This window comes from Paenibacillus montanisoli, assembly GCF_003268025.1.
GTDB lineage: Bacteria > Bacillota > Bacilli > Paenibacillales > Paenibacillaceae > Paenibacillus_Z > Paenibacillus_Z montanisoli.
Genome location: NZ_QLUW01000005.1, coordinates 112,488 through 133,747, shown reverse-complemented (window position 1 = coordinate 133,747; position 21,260 = coordinate 112,488). Strand labels below are relative to the sequence as shown.

18 protein-coding genes are annotated in these 21,260 nt (G+C 54.4%); all 18 read left to right on the top strand.

Translation table 11 applies throughout. The features are described 5' to 3' along the window. Window positions 1–33: 33 nt before the first annotated feature. Window positions 34–1,524, top strand: a complete 1,491-nt coding sequence (locus DL346_RS23235; protein ID WP_112884783.1) for a copper amine oxidase N-terminal domain-containing protein — start codon at window positions 34–36, stop codon at window positions 1,522–1,524. An 89-nt stretch (window positions 1,525–1,613) separates the two neighbouring features. Then, a complete protein-coding gene (locus DL346_RS23230; RefSeq protein ID WP_112884782.1) occupies window positions 1,614–2,576 on the top strand; it encodes an FTR1 family iron permease in 963 nt (320 codons plus the stop codon). 247 nt (window positions 2,577–2,823) lie between these two features. Beyond that, a complete protein-coding gene (locus DL346_RS23225; protein ID WP_112884781.1) occupies window positions 2,824–3,210 on the top strand; it encodes an NADH-quinone oxidoreductase subunit A in 387 nt (128 codons plus the stop codon). After that, window positions 3,195–3,713 carry a NuoB/complex I 20 kDa subunit family protein gene (locus tag DL346_RS23220; RefSeq protein WP_112884780.1) on the top strand — a complete coding sequence of 173 codons (519 nt, stop codon included), beginning with the start codon at window positions 3,195–3,197 and terminating at the stop codon, window positions 3,711–3,713. Before DL346_RS23225 ends, DL346_RS23220 begins: the two co-directional genes overlap by 16 nt. After that, the gene (locus tag DL346_RS23215) at window positions 3,710–4,744 is read left to right on the top strand and encodes an NADH-quinone oxidoreductase subunit C (RefSeq protein ID WP_112884779.1); all 1,035 of its coding nucleotides are present in this window, start codon (window positions 3,710–3,712) and stop codon (window positions 4,742–4,744) included. Before DL346_RS23220 ends, DL346_RS23215 begins: the two co-directional genes overlap by 4 nt. Window positions 4,745–4,750: 6 nt before the next feature. Then, complete coding sequence (locus DL346_RS23210) at window positions 4,751–5,851, top strand: NADH-quinone oxidoreductase subunit D (RefSeq protein WP_112884778.1); 1,101 nt, start codon at window positions 4,751–4,753, stop codon at window positions 5,849–5,851. Further along, window positions 5,851–6,861, top strand: a complete 1,011-nt coding sequence (nuoH, locus tag DL346_RS23205; RefSeq protein WP_112884777.1) for an NADH-quinone oxidoreductase subunit NuoH — start codon at window positions 5,851–5,853, stop codon at window positions 6,859–6,861. Before DL346_RS23210 ends, nuoH begins: the two co-directional genes overlap by 1 nt. A 45-nt stretch (window positions 6,862–6,906) precedes the next feature. Next, complete coding sequence (gene nuoI / locus DL346_RS23200; protein WP_112884776.1) at window positions 6,907–7,362, top strand: NADH-quinone oxidoreductase subunit NuoI; 456 nt, start codon at window positions 6,907–6,909, stop codon at window positions 7,360–7,362. Between the two features lie 3 nt (window positions 7,363–7,365). Further along, on the top strand, window positions 7,366–7,884 hold the full coding sequence (locus DL346_RS23195) for an NADH-quinone oxidoreductase subunit J (RefSeq protein WP_112884775.1): 519 nt from the start codon (window positions 7,366–7,368) through the stop codon (window positions 7,882–7,884). Window position 7,885: 1 nt separating this feature from the next. Then, window positions 7,886–8,188 carry an NADH-quinone oxidoreductase subunit NuoK gene (gene nuoK, locus DL346_RS23190; RefSeq protein WP_112884774.1) on the top strand — a complete coding sequence of 101 codons (303 nt, stop codon included), beginning with the start codon at window positions 7,886–7,888 and terminating at the stop codon, window positions 8,186–8,188. A gap of 5 nt (window positions 8,189–8,193) precedes the next feature. Next, the gene (nuoL, locus tag DL346_RS23185; RefSeq protein WP_112884773.1) at window positions 8,194–10,062 is read left to right on the top strand and encodes an NADH-quinone oxidoreductase subunit L; all 1,869 of its coding nucleotides are present in this window, start codon (window positions 8,194–8,196) and stop codon (window positions 10,060–10,062) included. Then, window positions 10,062–11,693: a complex I subunit 4 family protein gene (locus tag DL346_RS23180; protein WP_112884772.1), complete on the top strand. Its 1,632-nt coding sequence runs from the start codon at window positions 10,062–10,064 to the stop codon at window positions 11,691–11,693. The genes nuoL and DL346_RS23180 overlap by 1 nt, the downstream gene beginning before the upstream one ends. A gap of 3 nt (window positions 11,694–11,696) precedes the next feature. Continuing rightward, window positions 11,697–13,265: an NADH-quinone oxidoreductase subunit N gene (locus DL346_RS23175; RefSeq protein WP_112884771.1), complete on the top strand. Its 1,569-nt coding sequence runs from the start codon at window positions 11,697–11,699 to the stop codon at window positions 13,263–13,265. 189 nt (window positions 13,266–13,454) lie between these two features. Further along, window positions 13,455–15,629, top strand: coding sequence for an NAD-dependent epimerase/dehydratase family protein (locus DL346_RS23170; protein WP_112885079.1), 2,175 nt, complete (start codon window positions 13,455–13,457; stop codon window positions 15,627–15,629). Beyond that, complete coding sequence (locus tag DL346_RS23165; RefSeq protein ID WP_112884770.1) at window positions 15,622–16,512, top strand: hypothetical protein; 891 nt, start codon at window positions 15,622–15,624, stop codon at window positions 16,510–16,512. The genes DL346_RS23170 and DL346_RS23165 overlap by 8 nt, the downstream gene beginning before the upstream one ends. Before the next feature lie 3 nt (window positions 16,513–16,515). Beyond that, on the top strand, window positions 16,516–18,363 hold the full coding sequence (locus tag DL346_RS23160) for a DUF2194 domain-containing protein (RefSeq protein WP_112884769.1): 1,848 nt from the start codon (window positions 16,516–16,518) through the stop codon (window positions 18,361–18,363). 3 nt (window positions 18,364–18,366) lie between these two features. Continuing rightward, window positions 18,367–19,785, top strand: coding sequence for a GT4 family glycosyltransferase PelF (pelF, locus tag DL346_RS23155; RefSeq protein ID WP_112884768.1), 1,419 nt, complete (start codon window positions 18,367–18,369; stop codon window positions 19,783–19,785). Then, on the top strand, window positions 19,785–21,224 hold the full coding sequence (gene pelG, locus DL346_RS23150) for an exopolysaccharide Pel transporter PelG (protein WP_112884767.1): 1,440 nt from the start codon (window positions 19,785–19,787) through the stop codon (window positions 21,222–21,224). The genes pelF and pelG overlap by 1 nt, the downstream gene beginning before the upstream one ends. Window positions 21,225–21,260 lie beyond the last annotated feature (36 nt).

Genomic DNA, 21,260 nt, shown 5'->3' with positions numbered 1-21,260 from the left:
ATTTTACAATCATACAAGGAGTGTTAAGAAACGATGAACCGAATGAAGAAGTCTTTATCCATCCTTTTGACGATCACCATGCTGGCCGCATCCGTGTTTGCTTTCGCAGCAACCGCATTTGCCGATGACGCGCCGACGAAAGCGCCGGTCAATACCGACGTGGCACCGCAAGTAAAGGCGTATCAGAACCTGCTCGACATGTTCGCGCAGAAGAAGCCGATCGCGGACATCGAGAAGCAGTATGCCGCCGACTTCAAGCAGAACGTAAAGGGCATCGATGACAGCATCAAAGCCGGCGATCCGGTTGTAAATGAGAACATCGAATTCGTATTGAGCAACGCGGTGGCAGGCAAGCTTACATACGCGCAAGCTGAGCAAGCGGTAGACAAGGGCCTTCAATGGTACTTCTACTTCCTGATCAAGAACCTGACGAATGCCGGCGCGAAAACGGCGCTGACAAACGGCGATAAAGCGGCTGCTCAAGCGTTTATCGACAAATCGGTTCTGGTTTACACATCCGTTCTGGATCAAACCGTAAAAATGACGGACAGCGTATACGGCACTTCGTCGTCCGCGCTTCTGAACGATACCGTTCTTCCAGGCTTTAAAGCCGACATCGAAAAAGGCGACGTAAAGGCGCTTAATGTACACCGTCAATTGCTCGACAAAACGTTGATCAAAGTATACGGACTTGCAACGCTTTCCGTAGCGGAAAAAGTAGGCACGCTGGCAGCTGCCGATCAGCCTGCCGCGGTTATCCAAGGCTACTTCTACTTCAATAGCGTATACGGCTACCTGAAGGGCGGCGACGCTCCCGATGCCGATCTCATCAATAAGGCGTTCGCTTCCGGCGACGCGAAGAAAATCAGCCCGTCCGCAATCCGCAAAGCGCTCGCTCGCTGCAACATCGCGAAAGTAAGTGCTTATACAACCGAAGTGCTTGAGAAACTCAAGAAAAATGACGTTACGGGCGCAGCCGGCACAGGCGGCGAGCTGTATGGCTTCTTCTCCGCGCTGGAGCCGCACCTTGACGCAGCCGTTTACGCTGAAGCGAAGCCGCTTCTTGACCAAGTCCTTGCAGCATCCGGCGAAGGCAATGCGGATGCAGTTCGCGCAGTTGGATTCAAAATGGCCGTATATGCAGCAAAGGTTGACGGCATCGATTTCAAAGTAGGCGACAAGCAAGTTGCCGTAGCAGGCGAAGCTCTGAACGTTACGCCTTCCTTCATTGAGAAGTCGACTGGCCGCACGTTGGTGCCAACTCGTTACCTGGAGCTGCTTGGCTTCGTAGTGAACTTCGACAATGCGACGAAGACGGCAAACGTTTCGAAAGACGGCGTAACGCTGTCCTTGAAGATCGGCAGCGATGCCGTATTGAAGAACGGCGAGCCTGTTGCCGACTTCAAACTGGATCAGCCGGTAGTCGTGAAGAACAGCGTGACTTACCTGCCGCTCCGCGCGATTGCCGAGCTGTCGGGCAACCACATCTACTATGAAAAAGGTCAAGTCATCGTCATCAAATAGTATAGGGCTTTGCCCATTGCCTCCCGTCCTCTTCATGAGGGCGGGTTGGCCTATTTATTGACCTAGGCTAGAGGGAGTGATACTTCGCCATGAATTTGCAAGCTTTTCTCATCACGTTTCGGGAAGCGTTCGAGGCGATCTTGATTGTCGGCATCATTATTACGTACTTAAACCGGATCGGACAGTCCAAATGGAACAAATGGGTGTGGGTCGGGGTATTGATGGCGGTCGCCGCGAGCCTCGGCGTTGCGCTGCTGTTCCAAATCGTGCTGGACGGCTATGCGACGATGGGGAGCAAGGATTATTTGCGAATCGGCATTCTGCTCGTGTCTGCGGGGCTGCTGACGCACATGATTCTGTTTATGAGCAAGCAGAACCGGGACATGAGGAGCAAGCTGCAAAATAAAGTGGCGCTGATCCTGACGGCCGGCGGCGCGCTGAACATGATCGTGCACTCGTTCCTCGTGACGCTGCGCGAAGGCGTCGAAACCGTCTTCTTCTTCGCGGCGATTTCAGGGGGCGATATCTCGCAGGCGCTGCAGAGCTGGGGCGCTCTGACGGGGCTCTTGGCCGCCGCCGTGTTAGGCCTTGTCGTGTTTAAGAGCAGCAAGCGGATTCAGATCTCCACCTTCTTCCGGGTGACGAGCGTGTTCCTGATCATGATCGCGGCGGGCCTGTTCGTTCAAGCCGTCGGAGTCATGCAGGATTTGAAAATCATCGGCAGCGTCTACAAGACGGCCGGCGGCGAAAATGCCGCGATGTATGATCTGACTTGGTTCATGCCGGAGCACCCGATCGACGAAACGAATTATATTCGCGATACCGGGGAGCACCCTGTGCTGAACGGCCAGATCGGCATTTTCTTCAAAGCGTTCCTCGGTTACACGCAGGATCCGTCGCTGGAGGAATTCGTGCTGTACTGGATGTACTATTTGTTCGTCTTCGTCCTGATCGCGCGGCAGAAAAAGCTGATGGCGCTGGGAGAGGCGAAGACCGATGAAGAACAACCTGCGCCCGACAGCAGACGCGCGGACACGCCGACCGCGGTCTAGTATCTATAGAAGCTCCCGTTACGTCCCTGTGGCAAAGCGGGAGCTTTTTTTGCTCGCGGGCAAGTTTGCATATAATTTCCAATGACAGTATATGATAATGGGTGGTGTTTCCAAGAAATTAGGGGTTATTTGTCAAAAGGAAGCGCATCCAACTCCGTCATAGACGCAGGTGGGAGCTTTTGTTATAATTGTGAGGGAAATTTGACCAAGGTGTCAGCACCTATCCCGCCCTATAAGACTCTTAACCATGGAGGCGAATTGTGTGGAGAAGTACATCAACAATTACGTGATTGTGACGATCTTCATTCTTCTCGGCATCCTGCTTCCGGTGGTCGCTCTGGCTGTCGGACGCTTGCTGCGTCCGCACAAACCGAATGAGGAGAAGAAAACCACTTACGAAAGCGGGAACGAGCCCGTTGGGGAGGGGCAGGTCCGCTTTAATGTGCGCTATTACTTGTTTGCGCTCATGTTTGTCATCTTTGATGTCGAAACCGTTTTCCTATACCCTTGGGCCGTCGCGTATAACCAGCTCGGCCTATTTGTGCTTGTAGAAATGGCTATTTTCACGGGACTATTGTTAATTGGATTACTCTACGCCTGGAAAAAGAAGGTGCTCAAATGGAATTCAATTTAGAGTCGATTACCCCCGAAGAGCGAAAAGAACTGGAGCGCAACGTGTTCATGGGCACGCTGGAGGAGCTGAAGGCGTGGGCGCGCAGCAACTCGCTGTGGCCGCTTACGTTCGGACTGGCTTGCTGCGCCATCGAAATGATGGGCACGGGCGCTTCCCACTACGACTTGGACCGGTTCGGCGTCATGTTCCGTACATCGCCGAGGCAATCCGACGTAATGATCGTTGCCGGTACCGTCACGAAGAAGATGGGACCGCTGCTTCGCCGTCTGTACGATCAGATGCCGGAACCGAAATGGGTCATTGCCATGGGGTCCTGCGCGACCGCGGGCGGGCCTTATGTGAGATCTTACGCCGTTATGAAGGGCGTCGATCAGATCGTCCCCGTCGATGTGTATATTCCTGGCTGTCCGCCGAATCCGGCAGCGCTTATCTATGGCATTAACAAGCTGCAAGAGAAAATCCGCTATGAGGCGAAGACCGGGAAGCGGGTGACGAGCCGATGAGCGATGAGAAAGAGAAGGAGCTGAACCGGCAGGAGCAAGCGGAGGCTCAGCCGGGCGAGCAAGAGGCGGAGCCGAAGGGGGAAGCGCCTGCGGCCGAGCCGGCGGCAGAAGCGCAGCCCGCCGAGGCGGCGCCAAGCGAGCCTGCTGCAGCGGCACCCGCGGCCGAGCCGACCGCGAAGGTATCGGCAGCCGCGCCGAGCGAGCCGGCGGCCGCGGTAGACCCGGAGCGCGAAGCGAAGCTGAAGGCAGCGGCGGAAGCGCGGGCGGCGCGAGCCGCAGCGAAGGCGGCGGCCGAGAGCGCTGAGAACGCCGAGGCGGCCGCGGTGGACCCGGAGCGCGAGGCGAAGCTGAAAGCCGCGGCGGAAGCGCGGGCGGCGCGAGCCGCAGCGAAGGCGGCGGCCGAGGGCGGTGACGGTGGCAGCGGCGAAGCGGCCGCGGTGGATCCGGAGAAGGAAGCGAAGGTGAAGGCCGCAGCGGAAGCGCGGGCGGCGCGTGCCGCAGCGAAGGCGGCAGCCGAGGGCGATGCCGCGCCGGCGGAGCCGAAGCAGCCATCTCCGAAGCAGCCGCAGCTGGACGAAGCAGTGGCGCTGATCCGCGCGCAGGTTGGCGACGACGCCATTGAAGAGGCGTACATAAATGAATTGAACGGCCATTTGCCGACGCTTGTCCTTAAAGCGGAGCGCCTGCTCGCATGCGCCGAGCTGTTGAAAACGCAGGAGTCGCAGGATTACAGCTATTTGCGGAATCTGTCGGGCGTCGACTACGAAACGCATCTGGAGACGGTGTACCACTTGGTATCACTTAAGTCCGGGAGCGATTTGGCCTTGAAAGTAAAGGCGGACCGCGAGAATCCGCAAATTCCGTCCGTGGTTTCCGTTTGGCATACGGCGAATTGGAACGAACGCGAAGTCTATGATTTGCTTGGCATTCATTTTCCGGGTCATCCCGACTTGCGCCGCATCATGATGCCGGACGATTGGGTTGGATACCCGCTGCGCAAAGATTACGAACCGCTAGACCCGGAGGTGTAATGAGCCGTGATCCGTACAGAAGAACTGCTGCTTAACGTCGGCCCGCAGCATCCCAGCACGCACGGCGTGTTTCGCATCATCGTCAAGCTTGACGGCGAAGTGATCACGGAGGCGACGCCGGTCATGGGGTACCTGCACCGTGGGACGGAGAAGCTTGCGGAGAATTTGAACTATACTCAAATCATTCCTTATACCGACCGGATGGACTATGTTTCGGCGATGACGACCAACTATGTGCTCTGTCACGCGGTCGAGACGATGATGGGGCTGGAGGTTCCTGAGCGCGCCGAGTATATGCGGCTGATCGTCATGGAGCTGCAGCGGGTTGCCAGCCACCTTGTCTGGTGGGGCACCTACCTGCTGGATATCGGCGCGATGAGCCCGTTTCTGTTCGCTTTCCGCGACCGGGAAATCATTATCAATTTGTTCAACGAGCTGTGCGGCGCGCGCCTGACGTACAACTACATGCGCGTCGGCGGCGTCAAATGGGATGCGCCTCCCGGCTGGATCGAGAAGGTGCGCGACTTTATTCCTTATATGGAAGGCAAGCTTGACGAGTACCACAGGCTCGTCAGCGGCAACGAAATCTTCCTGGCGCGGATCAAAGGCATCGGCAAGTACGACGCGCAGACGGCGATCGATTACGGCCTTTCGGGCGCGAATCTCCGCTCGACGGGCGTTGATTGGGACTTGCGCAAGGCGAAGCCGTACAGCCTGTACAGCCGTTTTGAATTCGACGTGCCGCTCGGCAAGAACGGCGATTGCTATGACCGCTATTTGATCCGGCTCGAGGAGATCCGCCAGTCGCTTCGCATTCTGAAGCAAGCCGTCGAGCAGTTCCCGTCCTCGGGCGACGTGATGGGCAAGGTGCCCCGCGTCATTCGGCCGCCGGCCGGCGAGCTCTATGTCGGCATCGAATCGCCGCGCGGCGAGATCGGCTGCCATATCGTATCCAAAGGCAAAGCCGAGCCGTACCGGTTGAAATTCCGCCGGCCGTCCTTCGTCAATCTGCAAATATTGCCGAAGCTGCTCGTCGGAGAAACCATGACGAACCTCATAACGATATTGGGCGGCATCGATATTGTCGTCGGGGAGGTTGACTGCTGATGGGAGCTTGGCTTGAAGAAACGCTGACGTGGGGAAACGCGCTGCTGTTCTTCCTGTGGGGCGTCATCCTGCTTGCGATCGTGCTTGGCTTCGTTACCTACGCGATCTTCTTTGAACGCAAAGTCATCGGCTGGATGCAATACCGGATCGGCCCGAACCGCGTCGGTCCGTGGGGGCTGCTCCAATCGGTGGCCGATATCGCGAAGCTGCTGATCAAAGAGGATACGATTCCGCGCAAAGCGGACAGGGTGCTGTTCATTCTCGCGCCTGCGCTCGCTTATGTGCCGGCGTTCGCCGTACTGGCGGTCATTCCGTACACGCAGAACCTTTATTTTGCCGACATTAACGTGGGCCTGCTCTATTACGTAGCGCTGTCGGGCATCTCGACGATCGCGATCGTGCTCGGGGGCTGGGCGTCCAACAACAAATACGCGCTGCTCGGCGGCATGCGTTCCGCCGCGCAGATGATCAGCTACGAAGTGCCGCTTGTCATCTCCGTCGTCGGCGTCATCATGATGTCAGGCACGCTCAACCTTCGTTCCATCGCGGATCAGCAGGGCGACTGGTTCTGGCAGTGGAATTTCATTCCGCAAATCATCGGTTTCGTCGTCTTCGTCATCGCGGCCGTTTCGGAGCTGAACCGGACGCCGTTCGACCTGCCGGAGGCGGAATCGGAGCTGGTGGCCGGCTACCACGTCGAATACAGCGGCTTCCGCTTCGCTTTCTTCATGCTGACGGAGTATGTTTACGTCTACGCCATTGCCGCGCTCACGACCGTGCTGTTCCTGGGCGGCTGGCATGCGCCGTTTCCGTTTCTGACTTGGGTGCCGGGCATTATCTGGTTCCTGCTCAAGTTCTCGTTCATCGTCTTCTTCCTGTTCTGGATCCGGGCGACGCTGCCGCGTATCCGCGTCGATCAGCTGATGGGACTCGGCTGGAAGGTGCTTCTGCCGGTCTCGATCTTGAATGTGTTTCTGACGGCGGTCTACTTGGAGCTGTTCGTGAAGTAAACGGATGAGGCGAATTTACGCAATAACGTACAGGAGGGAACAGGAATGAAGGGTCTCTTCAAAGGGCTTGGCGTCACGCTTAAATCATTGACCGATAAAAAGGTTACCACTTCCTATCCCGATGTGCCGATCACGATGCCGGACCGTTACCGCGGCATCCAGCATTTCGAGCCGGACAAATGCATCGTGTGCAACCAGTGCGCGCGCATTTGCCCGACGGAATGCATCACGCTCGTCGGCAAAGCAAACCCGGATCCGGAGAAGAAAGGGAAGGTTATCGACACCTACGATATCAACTTCGAAATTTGCATTCTATGCGATCTGTGCACGGAGGTTTGTCCGACGGAAGCGATCGTCATGACGGGCAATTTCGAATTGGCGTCCTACAGCCGCGACGAGCTGTTCAAGGATTTGAAATGGCTGGACGAGAACAACCGCAACGTCCGCCAAGACAACAACAATATCGGGGCTCCTAACGCGGCCAAGGGAGGAGCCAAATAGACGATGTTCAACTTCAACTTTTCCGGCGAATTTGTCGCTTTCTTCGTCTTCGCGGTCATGATCATCAGCGGTGCGGTACTGATGGTCAGCTTCGCGAAGGTCGTGCATATGGTCGTCTCGCTGGCGGCCGTATTCATCGGAGTTGCCGGCATGTTCGTGCTGCTTGAGGCCGAGTTTCTGGCGTTCGTGCAGGTGCTGATTTACGCGGGCGCCGTGTCCATCCTGATGATCTTCGGCATTATGATGACCAAGCACCAGGAAGCGGATGCGGAGCAGGCGAAGCCGCTGCATGAGACGCTGACGGCGATCGGGGCGCTGGCGCTGTTCGGCATTCTGTTCTATGCCATCCGCCAATCCGATTTCCCGGAGCCGGAACAAGCGCTCGCGCAAGGAACGGACAATACGATGGAAATCGGCAAGCTGCTGTTTACCCAGTATGTCATTCCTTTCGAGCTCGTATCGGTGCTGCTGACGGTCGCGTTTATCGGCGCGATCGTGCTGGCGAAGAAGGAGGCCGAATAGAATGCTATCCTCGTACTTAACCATGGCGGCCATCTTGTTCTGTATCGGACTTTATGGCGCGCTCGTCAAACGCAACGCCGTTATCATTCTGCTTTCGATCGAGCTGATGCTCAATGCGGTTAACCTCAATCTGGTTGCGTTCTCCAAATACGGGGTCGTGCCTTCGCTGACGGGACAGATGTTCACCTTGTTCAGCATTGCCGTCGCAGCCGCCGAGGCGGCTGTCGGAATCGCCATCCTGATCGCGCTGTTCCGTGCCCGCGGAACCGTTAACGCGGATGAGTACGACGAGATGAGGAGGTAACGGCAATGGATACAACGTTTTCGCAATGGGCCTGGCTGATTCCGCTCTTTCCTTTCGCCGCCTTCCTGATGCTCCTTGCCTTCGGGCGCGGCCAGCGGATGCTGGGGGTGACCCTTGGGGCGGCAAGCTCCTTTGCTGGCCTCGTGCTGTCGATCCTCGTGCTGATCGAGCATATGACGGACGGGACCGCTTATTATCAATACGCGTTCAAATGGCTTCACTTCGGCAGCGTTACGCTGAATGCGGGCTTTGAAGTTACGAATTTGACGGCGATCATGCTCGTTGTCGTCACATCCGTCAGCTTCTTGGTCAATGTCTATTCGGCTGGCTACATGAAAGACGACGAGCGGATTTCGGTCTTCTTCAGCTACGTAGCGCTCTTCTCGTTCTCCATGCTCGGTCTGGTGCTGGCCGACAATATGCTGACGCTTTATATTTTCTGGGAGCTGGTGGGCGTCTGCTCGTTCCTGCTCGTCGGCTTCTGGTACAGCAAGCCGGAGGCGAAGGCCGCTGCCAAGAAAGCGTTCATCGTCACCCGGATCGGGGATGCGGGGCTCTTGCTCGGCATTCTGCTGCTCTACTGGTACATGCCCGACCACGCGCTGGATTTCGTGCGGATCGGCAATGTGTTCGAAGGCAATACGGGCGTCATTGCTGCGGGCGTGACGACATGGATCGCGGTGCTCATCTTCATCGGCGCCGTCGGCAAATCCGGTCAATTCCCGCTCCACGTCTGGCTTCCGGACGCGATGGAAGGCCCGACCCCGATCAGTGCGCTGATCCATGCCGCGACGATGGTTGCGGCGGGCGTGTACTTGGTTGCGCGGACGTTCGATATTTTCCAGGCTTCCCAAACCGCGATGGATATCGTCGCCTATGTCGGCGGGTTTACCGCCATCTTCGCCGCCACCATCGGCGTGGCGCAGAATGACATTAAACGGATCCTGGCTTATTCGACGGTCAGCCAGCTCGGCTATATGATGATGGCTCTAGGCCTCAATTCGTTAACCGGCGGTATTTTTCATCTCTTTACCCATGCGTTCTTCAAAGCGCTGCTCTTCCTGGGAGCGGGCAGCGTCATTCATGCGGTACATACGCAAAACATTCACGAGATGGGCGGTCTCGGCTCCAAAATGCGGATTACGACTTGGACGTTCGCCATCGGAGCGCTGGCGTTATCCGGCATTCCGCCGTTCTCGGGCTTCTGGTCCAAGGATATGATTCTCCATACGGCGCTGCAAGAGAAACCGTTTCTCTTCGTCATCGGCGTAGCGGCGGCATTCTTCACTGCGTTCTACATGTCGAGGTTGTTCTTCCTCGTCTTCATGGGCAAGCCGAAGGGCGACCATGCGCATGAATCGCCGTCTTCCATGACGATTCCGTTAGTGGTGCTTGCCGTGCTTGCGGTTGTGGCGGGCTTCATTCAAACGCCTTGGAACGATACGCTCGGCACTTGGCTCACGGACGGTGCGGAGAAGGCGCATGGCGGCGGCGGTCTGGTCATGGTCATTTCGGCGGCGGTCGGGCTGCTGGGCTTGTACCTGGGCTGGCTCGTCTTCGTGAAAGGGACCATCGCGCGGGACGCGGTATCTTCTAGAGCGCCATGGCTCGTTCGGCTGCTGGAGCGCAAATATTACATGGATGAGCTGTACGAGATGCTGCTGGTCCGTCCGCTTCGCGGGCTGGGCTTGCTGCTGAATTTGATCGACGATTACGTCGTGGACGGCATCGTGCGCGCCGTCGGCGGAACGGCGGTGCTGTTCGGACGCGGCGGCACGCGGCTGCAATCCGGGCAAATCCAAACCTATGGATTGGTTACGCTGCTCGGAATCGTCATTCTCATTGCGGCCATTGTCGGAAGGAGGTTCTGGTAATGCTAGCGGATCTTCCTATTTTATCGTTGATAACGTTCTCGCCTCTGCTCGGCATTCTGGTACTGCTGCTTCTGCCGAAGCACCGGAGCCGCTGGCTCAAGGTGACGGCGATTACCGCTACGATTATTCCGTTGCTGCTGTCGCTGTGGCTGTATGCCGATTATGACGGCACGAAGGGCGGCAAGAGCTATGAAGAGAAAGCGACCTGGATCGAGACTTCGCTGAACAAAGAAGCGGTCGGCGAGGTGACCTCGTACACCGTTAACTTCCAATACCATATGGGCGTGGATGGCCTGTCGATGCCGCTTCTGCTTCTGACGACCATCGTAGGCGTCATGGCGGCGCTTGCGTCCGTCCATGTGAAGAAGCGGTGGAAGTCGTTCTATATTTGGTTCCTGCTGCTCGAAATCGGCATGATCGGAGTGTTCCTCGCAAGGGACGTATTCCTGTTCTTCGTCTTCTTCGAGCTCACGCTGATCCCGATGTTCTTCCTCATCGGCATTTGGGGCTTCATGAACCGCGAGAAAGCGGCCAACAAGTTTCTGCTGTATAACGGAATCGGCTCCGCCATTATGCTGATCGCCTTCGTGGTGCTCGTCGCGACGGCAGGCTTCAGCGTGGAGCAGCTTTCGGATAAGCAGCAAATCAATCTCAGCTACAGCGGAAGCTATGAAGTGATCAGCTCGAATCTGACCGATCCGGGATCGTACGTAAACATGCCGGCCGATCAGAATCAGGGTCAGGATAACCCGCTGTATCTCTCCGAGCGGATGAGATGGGTCATCTTCCTGCTGCTGCTGATCGCCTTCGGCATTAAGCTCCCGGTCTTCCCGTTCCATACCTGGATGCTTCAGGTACATGCCGAAGCGCCGCCTTCCGTAGTCATGATCCACTCCGGCGTCCTGCTCAAGATGGGGGCATACGGCTTGCTTCGCTTCGGGATCTTCATGTTCCCGGGCGTCGCGCAGGACTGGGCGGTGGCGCTGGCCATTCTGGGCGTCATCAACATTCTGTACGGTGCCGTATTGGCGCTCGTGCAGAACGAATTTAAACTCGTACTGGCGTACTCGTCGATCAGCCATATGGGAATCGTGCTGCTCGGGATCGCGTCGTTCAACGAAGTCGGCCTGAACGGGGCGCTCATCCAGATGATATCGCACGGCTTCATCTCGGCGCTGCTGTTCCTCGTAGTAGGCAGCCTCTACGAGCGGACGGGATCGACCGAGCTTAAGGATCTTGGCGGTTTGGCCTGCAGCATGCCGTTCATGAGCGGCATACTGCTGGCGGCCGGCATGGCCTCGCTCGGACTGCCGGGCTTATCCGGCTTCATAGGCGAGTTCCTCTCGCTCCTCGGACTGTTCGGCTCCATGAAGGTCATCACGGGAATCGCGGTGCTTGGCGTCATCCTCACGGCGGTTTACGTGCTGCGCAGCATACTTGGCATTACGTTCGGCGCGATGCCGGAACGGTTCGGGGCGGTACGGGACGTGCGGCTGATCGAAGCGGTGCCGATGATCACGCTGCTTGCGTTTATCGTATTGATCGGGGTTTACCCGGCTGTTCTGACGGAGCCGATGAAGCACGGCTTTGACGTGCTGCTCCAGCAACTAACAGAGAAGGCGGGGCGATAGACAATGGATGCCGCACAACAACAGCTGCAGTCGCTCACCTGGAGCGACGCGGGCTACCTCGCCCCGGAATGGATTCTAATCGCATTCGCCATCCTGCTTGCCGTGCTTGATTTGTTCATGCCGCAGCGCAGCGGCCGCAGCATTATCGGTTGGCTGACGCTTGGCGGGCTGCTGACCTCGCTCGGGTTCGTCGTATGGCGGGTGCTGGATATGGCTAACAAGGCGTCGGATGCGGAAGCGGCCGGCCAAGCGGCGAGCGTCACCATTCGGTTGATGGCGGATAGTTACCGGATCGACTATTTTTCCAGCATGCTCAAGATCGTCTTCCTGGTCGCGACCGCGCTGATCGTGCTGATGAGTCTGGGGACCGTGAAGCGGGCCGAGATTCCGGATAAGGGAGAGTTCTACTACTTGCTGTTGCCGGCCGTGGTCGGCGCGATGATTATGGCCTCCTCCGGCGATCTCATTACGCTCTACATCGGGCTCGAGCTGCTCAGCATCACGACCTACGTGCTCGTCGGCATGCGGAAGCATGCCGTGCAGTCGTCCGAAGCCGCGTTTAAATACGTCGTTACAGGCGGGATCTCATCGGCGCTTATCCTGTTCGGGATGTCGTACCTGTACGGCGTTACGGGCGCAACGAATCTGGGCGCGATCGCGCAAGGGGTTCAGCAGCACGCCGCGGATTATCCGGCGCTGCTCTATGTCGGCTTCTTCTTTATTCTGGCAGGCTTAGGCATCAAAATCGCCGCGGCGCCGTTCCATTATTGGGCCGCGGATGTGTACCAAGGGGCGCCAACGCCGGTTACCGCTTTCTTGGCGGTTGTCTCTAAGGGCGCGGCATTTGCGGTCATTTTCCGCATTGTGTATAACGTGGCCTTCTACGCGTCCTCGCCCGGCAAGCCGATCGCGGACGATGTTTTCCTCGCCGTGAACGTGCTTGCTGCCGCGGCGATGCTGATCGGCTCGACCATGGCGCTGAGGCAGTTTAACGTAAAGCGGCTCATCGCGCTTTCGGGCGTTGCGAATGCGGGCTATATGCTAGTCCCGCTCGGTCTCTCGCTTAAAGGGATGCATGCTTCCAACTTTGGCGAATTTGTATTCTACCTGGCCGTCTACTTGTTGATGACCATCGGCGCGCTCAGCGTGTTCTCCGTGATCAGCAAATCCGTCGGGCATGACGAAGTCGGCGGCTTCTCCGGGTTGTATTATCGGGCGCCGTGGACGGCCGCAGCGATGATCGTATTCGTACTCTCGCTGGCTGGCTTGCCGGTAACCGGCGGGTTCTTCGGGAAGCTGTTCATCCTCCTCGGCGCGGCGCAGTCTCGTCTGTACTGGATCGTGGCGATCATGGTCGTAAGTAGCGTGATCTCGTATTATTTCTACTTCAGGGTCATCCGGCAAATGTTCATGCGCTCTACAATCGACAACGAAGTGGATGTGCCGGCGACCAGCGGCGTCGTGATATGGCTATGTGCCATCGCTACCGTTGTACTCGGCATTGTACCCGGTCCGGTGCTGGATTGGATCCACTCCCATTTCTCGATCGTGAACGATTTGTTTATTCGATAACGGAAGAGGCAGAAGAAGCAAAAAGATGGGCCATATGGCCCATCTTTTTTATTTACGCTCGATTACAATCGAATTTTGTCGAAATGTACCGAAAACTTCCTATTAAATTTCAAATATCGACCAAAAAGTTGTCAATTTTTTATGATAAGATAGAACTATCGAACTATCAGAAGTTTAGGGGTGATGGATGTGAATGTGCTAATCACAGGTGGATGCGGATTTATTGGGTCTTATGTTGCCGAACGCTTCCATAAAGAAGGCCATAAGATTTTTATCATCGACAATCTATCCGCCGGCCAAAGAACGAATGTCACCGTCCCCCACAAGTTCTATAAAATAAGCGTGGAAGACCGCAAATGCGAATCGATTATTCAAAGCATTTCTCCCGAAATTATCATTCATTTGGCGGCACAAGCCGATGTGATGACCTCGATTGAACGTCCTTATTACGATACCCAGTCCAATATATTGGGGCTTGTTAATATGCTTCGCTGCGCTCAGCAAGCAGGGGTAACGAAATTTATATTCGCCTCATCGGCCGCAGTATACGGCCCTTACGATAGAGTCTCGCTAAGCGAAGATCTGGCTGCAAATCCGGTATCCCCGTATGGAATCAATAAGCTGATGGGCGAGTACTATTGCGAGAAGTGGAGGGAGCTCTACAATCTGGAAACGCTCAGCTTCCGGTTCTCGAACGTGTATGGTCCGCGTCAGGGCACTGCAGGGGAAGGCGGCGTCGTGTCCACCTTCATGCAGAAGCTTCGGGACTGCCAGGATTTGAGCGTCTTTGGCGACGGCGAACAAACGCGGGACTTTATTTACGTGAAGGATCTTGTTGACGCGATTTACCGCGGAGCGACCAGCGGCGCAACGGGCATCTACAATTTGTCGACGAATACGGAAACAAGCGTCAATCAGTTCATCCAGGCGTTAAAAGGCAAGGAACAGGTGAGAGTCAATTATTTGCCTCGACGCGAGGGGGATATTTACCGTTCAAGCTTGGACAACTCCCGCGTGAAACGCGATCTGGACTGGGTACCGATCTACAGCTTCGAAGAAGGCTTGGATGAGACGTACGACTGGTTTATGCATAAGCAGAGAGAGAAGAGGAAAACCGCTAAGCATCCGGAGCGCATCTCAACGTTAAAGATTTGGAAGCTGCTGAAGCCCTTTGCCGAGAACCTGCTGGCCTTTGCGGCAGTGGCGGGCATTACTTTGTATGGCTCGGAAATGCTGTTACATACCGGAGTGGACGTTAAACTGATCTATGTCATCCTTCTTGGACTTATATACGGAACGAGACAATCAGCCTTGGCTGCGTTTTTCGCATCGGGCTTGTACTACTACGATAGCTTGAAAGACGGACGCGACTGGATTTCCCTGCTCTACGATCCGGATGCGCTCTTTATCATCGCAATGTATTTGTTCTTCGGTCTCATCGTTGGGTACGTGGCGGATAAGGCACGCCGGGACAATAATCGAATCAAAGAAGACCTGAAGAGCATGGAGAACAATTATCAATTTCTGAAAGACGTCTATGCGGATACAAGGAAAGTGAAGGAAGAGCTGCAGCGCCAATTGATCAATAGCAAAGACAGCATCGGCCGCATCTATGGCATTATCCGAAAGCTTGAGAGCATGGAGCCGGAAGAAATCGTCAATTCCTCGGTCGGCGTGCTGAAAACGTTACTGGAAGCGGACCGCATTTCCGTGTATTCAGTCAACAATTCCGATTTTATTCGAATTATGATCAAATCCGGCGCGCAGCAGTTTGATCTGCCGAAAACGATGCGGTTGTCGGATTATCCGGCTATGCTGCAGGTTGCACGCCATGGAAAGCTGTTCGTCAACCGTTCGATGGATGCGGCTCTGCCGACGCTGATTGCTCCGATTGTGCACGAAGGGCAGGTTGTTGCTCTTGTATCGGTGCATGATCTGCCTTTCGAACGGATGAATTTGAATGTGGAGAATTTATTCCGGGTCAGCGTGGATCTCATTTCGGGTTCGCTATCCCGCGCGTTCAAATATATGGGCGCAACGCGCAGCGAACGTTTCATCGATGACACTGCTGTTCTTAGGCCGGAAGCGTTTATGCAGCTGCTGGAAACCAAATCGACCGCAAAGCTGCAGCATAACGCGGAATTCGTGCTGCTGGATGTCGAGACCGACGACCAGCCTGTCAAATCGGTCGCGGAACGACTCGCTTCTTCCTTGCGCGATTCGGATTATATCGGGTTAATCCGCGAGAAAATAGTGCTTTTGTTATCGAACTCGAACTTGAATGAAGCGGATTATGTCATGCAGCGCCTGAGCAAGCATGGCATTACTACACGCATCATGAGCGAGGAAGAGGTTTATGGTTAATATCCTGATCGGCTATTATATTCTTTCGGCCGTTTATGTGATGTTCAGCGTGAGGCGCGGTCTTCGTGATTTCCGCTACACGCTGCTTCTAGTTGCGTGCGTGCCTATCTTTGGCTTGCTGCTTTCCCTCGTGCAGGATGCTGCCGCTCGTACGAAGCCCAATGAAAACGACAATCGGTTCACGGAATTAATGGACGTAAGCGAGGATCAAGAGCGTATTTTCCAGCATGTTAACGTCGACAAAGAGGTAAACTTGCTGCCTCTTGAGGAAGCGCTGGTCGTGAATGATAACGTAACGCGGAGACGGCTGCTTCTCGACATGCTCAAAGAGGATATGGATGAACGGATGATTCCGCTTCTTGAGCGAGCCGTCAACAATGAGGATACGGAAACGTCGCACTATGCGGTAACGGCGATTATGGAGATTAAACGCAAGCTGCTCCTGACGATCCAGAAATGGTCCGTGAAATACGAGGATCAGAAGAAAAATCCCCAAGTATTGCTCGAATATGCCGGCGCCATCAAGAACTATTTATCCAGCGGGTATATGGATAAGCGGACGCAGATGACTTACAGGCTTACCTACGTAAGCTTGCTGCGGGAACTGCTTCAGACCGAGGCCGCCAGCGTCATGCTCTACCGGGAGCTAATCGAAAACGAAAAGGCGCTTGAGCGCTACGACGAGGCGCTTCTCAGCTGCGAACAATTCCGCAAGCAATATCCGATGAGCGAAGAGTCCTATCTCGCGGCGCTGGATCTCTATTTCACGCTGAAGATGAAAGAACCGTTCTACACGACGCTGAATGAACTGAAAGCCTCAAAAATAAGAGTGTCCAATCGAGGATTGACTATCATTCGCTGTTGGTCCGTCAAAGGTGCTTAAATTGTGGAAAAGTTTAATTTGAGTCGACAAGTTTACGTGATTCTGTCCTTCGTATTCGTGATCGCCCTCGGATTGCAGTTTACCCGATCTCAGTCGATTCTCTCTATAGGCGGCAAACTCAACGCCATTGACCATTCAGCGGAAGTACGGGATGCGCTTAGCGCGGAGCAGGTTGCCGCTCTGAATGAAAGCAGGACACTGGTACTCTATGATTCGGCCGCTGCCACGGACCAATCCAGTGGTCTGTTGAAAGCCAATGCGGAGCAAATGCTGCGCTATATGAAAAAGCCATACGCCTCGGTTCAGGTTGATTCCTATGCCGGGCAGGGAGAAGGCTATCAGTCTATCATCGTTGCCTTTTCGGAGCTGAGCAAGCTTCACGATGCGGATTGGCTAGTCAAATTTGTCGAACAAGGCGGCAAGGCGATGTTTGCCACCACGCCTGCCATTGAAAATGAACTGTATGCCATCTATCGTAAGCTCGGCATCGATGAGCTCGGCGATTATACCCAGGCGGAGGGGCTGACGTTCACCTCCAATATCCTTATTCAGGGCAAAGGGGAGACCTTCGGCAAGGAACTGGTCTTGAATACGTCTCTCCAGGTGCACCTTTCCGATAAAGCGAATGTGCATGCGGTCGATTCCAAAGGGATGCCGATTCTATGGGACATGCCGTACGGCAAAGGCAAATTTGTCGTGATGAACGGTACCCTCCTGCAGGAGAAGACAAGCCGAGGGATCTTGACAGGTTCAATCAATTTGATGCAGGAAGACGATATCTATCCGGTCATCAACACGAAGCTGATGTATATCGATGATTTTCCCGCACCCATACCTCAAGGATTTACGCAGGAATTGTTCGATATTTACCAACGCAGCGTGCCGCGGTTTTATAAAGAGATCTGGTGGCCGGATATGCTCATGCTCCAAAGCAGGTTCAACCTGAAATATACCGGAATGATTATAGAATCCTACAATGATAACATTAGCCCGCCCTTCGAGAATGCTCGGGATTCCGATACCGCGGGATTGGCAACATTCGGCCGCGAGCTGCTTAAGCGCGGCGGTGAAATCGGCATTCACGGCTATAATCACCAGTCGTTAACCACGGATCATGCCGTCAGCAGAGAGTTTGGCTATAAATCGTGGTATACCGTTGATGACATGGCGGCATCGATTGAAGGCGTCCGCGCGTATATTCAGAACTCATTCCCTAACTACGGCTTGCATAACTACGTTCCGCCTTCGAATGTCTTGAGCGCAGACGGTAGAGAAGCGCTGAAGAGGGGATGGCCCGACCTGAAATCCATTTCGTCTTTATACCTCTCGGATGCAACCAATTTAAGCTACATTCAAGAATTCGGCATTGCCTCGGACGGCATTATCGAGCTGCCTCGCATCACTTCAGGCTTTATAAAGGAGCGCTTCATCGAATGGGCGGCGATGAACGCCGCGTCATCGATTGGCGTATTTTCTCACTTTGTCCATCCCGACGATATTTTGGACCGCAATCGAAGCTCCGCTTATGCATGGGATGAGCTCTTTGAGATGCTGGGTGACTTTTTAGGAATGATTCAGGATAAATATGGCTGGCTGCGCGATATGACCGCAACGGAAGGCGGTGCCGCAACAGAACGGTTCTCGCTCAGCGAGCCGCATTTCGTGCATAAGCAAGATGGAATTGACGGCTATATCAATCGGTTCTACGAAGGCGAGGAGCTGTTCTATATTCTTCGCACGGAGAAGAAGATTACGAAGGAGAAGAACTGCTCCGTGAAACGCATCGATGAGAACGTGTATCTGGTTGAGGTGCGCAGCGAGAAGTTCTCCATCGGGCTGGAGGAGGCCTAGCAAGTGAGAATATGTTTAGTTGCGGAAGGCTCCTACCCCTATATAACAGGCGGCGTTTCGAGCTGGATTCATGCTCTGATCCGCCATATGCCGGAGCATGAATTCGTTGTCTATGCCATCGCCGCGGAACGAAAGCAAAAGGGGAAGTATAAATATACGCTTCCCGATAATCTTGTCGAGGTTCGGGAGGTCTTCCTGGATGATTATTTGCGGATCGATGGCCAATGGGGTCACCGCGTTAAGTTGAGCAGAGAGGAAAAGGGCGCTTTGAAGTCGCTGATCGGCGGCGGCGAACAGGTGGACTGGGGACCAATCCTGCAAGTGCTTCATCATCCTAAGCTTAAGAATGCCGCTGATTTCCTCATGAGCAAAGATTATTTCGACATTATGAGCGAGCTCTGCATGATGAAGTATCCGCAAATCCCGTTCACGGAGATGTTTTGGACGGTTCGCTCCATGATTCTTCCGCTGCTGCTGACCGCCAGAGAACCGGTGCCCGAAGCGGACATCTACCATGCGGTTTCGACCGGTTATGCAGGCGTTATTGCGAGTCTGGGCAAGCATGTATACGAGAAGCCGATGCTGCTTACGGAACATGGCATCTACTCGCGGGAGCGGGAAGAAGAAATCATTAAGGCGGATTGGGTGAAGGGCTACTTCAAGGATATATGGATCGAATACTTCTATACGCTTTCCGCCTGCGCTTACCAGTATGCGGATCAAGTCATTACGCTGTTCAACCGCAACAGAGAGATTCAGATCGAGCTTGGCTGCGAGGAAGAGAAGATTCAAATCATACCTAACGGCGTAGGCGTCGCTGATTTCGCGGGGCTTCCGGCCAAGCCCGCCGGCGAGCCGCTTTGGATCGGCGGTCTCGTGCGCGTTGTTCCGATCAAAGACATTAAGACCATGATTCTGAGCTTCCAGTACGTGAAGTACGAAGTGCCGGATGCGAAGTTTTTCATCATGGGGCCGTACGAGGAAGACTTGGAGTATTATGAAGAATGTTTACAGCTGATCGAGTCGCTGCAGCTGAAGGATGTCATCTTTACCGGCAGCGTCGATATCAAGGACTACATCGGGAAAATGGATGTTCTCGTGCTGACGAGCATCAGCGAGGGCCAGCCGCTTGCGGTGCTCGAAGGCATGGCCGCCGGTAAACCTTTCGTAACGACTGACGTGGGCAGCTGCAAGGAACTGCTGTACGGCGCGGATGACGAGTACGGGAATGCCGGAACCGTAGTTCCGGTTATGAACTACGAGCAGATCGGACAAGCGATCGTAACGCTGTGCCAAAGCGGGCGGCTGCGCAAAGAATATGGCGGCAACGGACTTGAACGCGCACGTAACCGTTATACGCGGGAAGCGTTCATTAACAACTACAAGTCGTTATATCGGACTTACGGAGGAGGGGGGCGCTAATGGCCGGTATCGGTTTCGAATTAAGAAAGCTGTTTGATAAAACAGGTCTCGTCAACAAGCTCAAAGCGTTCTCCTACTCCTCCATTGTTACAATCGGACCTATGCTGGCTTGTATTTTGCTGGTGCTCGCCGTTCAAGTGATTTTGATCGGGAACGATATCGCCTTCATGGATCGCGAGCTGTTCATTGCTTGCACCGTCTATGCGTTCACATTCTCTTATGTGTTTTCCAATTTGCTGACCATGTTCATTACGCGTTCGGTATCGGATTTCATCTATTTGGGCTATGTCGACGCGCTTCTTCCATCCTTCTACGGATGTATCATTGTAAACTATATCATCGGCGCAGTCCCTGCACTTATTTTTTTATCGGTGACCGGGCTGACGTTTGCCATAAAGGTCGCGCTATTTACGCTCTATATGATTTTGATCACGATTTGGAATATGAATATCTTCATTTCGGCCATGAAGAACGTTCGGTTTATCAGCTACGCGTTCGTAACGGGTGCGGCAGTGGCGCTTCTTCTTGTCTTGGCGGTCGTGCATTTCTTGGATCATGCGAATATGATCGCCAATATCCTGTTTGCCATGGACATTGGCTTCGCCGTAACGGCAGGAATGCTGCTCTTCCAAATTGAACGGTTCTTCCGTACGGGCAAAAAGATGCTGCCAAGCTTCTCGTTCTTCGCCTACCTGCGCAAATATCCTTCTTTGATTGCAATTGGAGCCTTGAGCGCGGTCGGATTGTACTCGCATCAATTCATACAATGGTTCGGTTCTGCCGGTCAAATGGTCGGCGGGTACTTCCGGATGGCGCCGGAATATGACATTGCCGTATTTTACAGCTTTATATCCGCCGTACCGACGATGATTCTATTTACGGTTACGCTGGAGACCGCGTTCTATCCGCAATTCAAAGCCTATTATTCGGCCATATTAACGCGCGGCTCGATTCTCGATATCGACAAAGCAAAACGCAGTATCTACCAGGTTATTTCCCAGCAATTGTCGATTATAATGGGGGTGCAGCTGTTCTTCTCCATTATGGCGATCGCCATGGGCATTCGATTTCTGCCGTTGATCGGTTTTACATCCGCGCAAATCGACGTGTATAACATTCTTGTTATGGCCTTTTACGCTTATATTATTTTCAATGTTACGGTACTGATTTTGCTCTATTTCGATGACCGCAAAGGCGTGCTGTTCTTATCGGCGGCGTTTCTCGTTCTGAACACCTTCTTTACGATCATTTCGGTGGCGCTGCGCGAGCAAGGCTTCTCGTTCTTCATGGCCTCGTTCATTACGCTCTTGCTGACGCTGGCAAGATTGATCTATTTGATGCGCAATTTGAATTACTATACTTTCAGCGCGCAGCCGCTCATTGCCAGAGAGTATGACAACCGCTACACACGCATGTTGAAGAGCAGTCAAGAAGAGTAGCCCTGCGTATATCGCTTCTTCGCAAGAGAAGGTAGG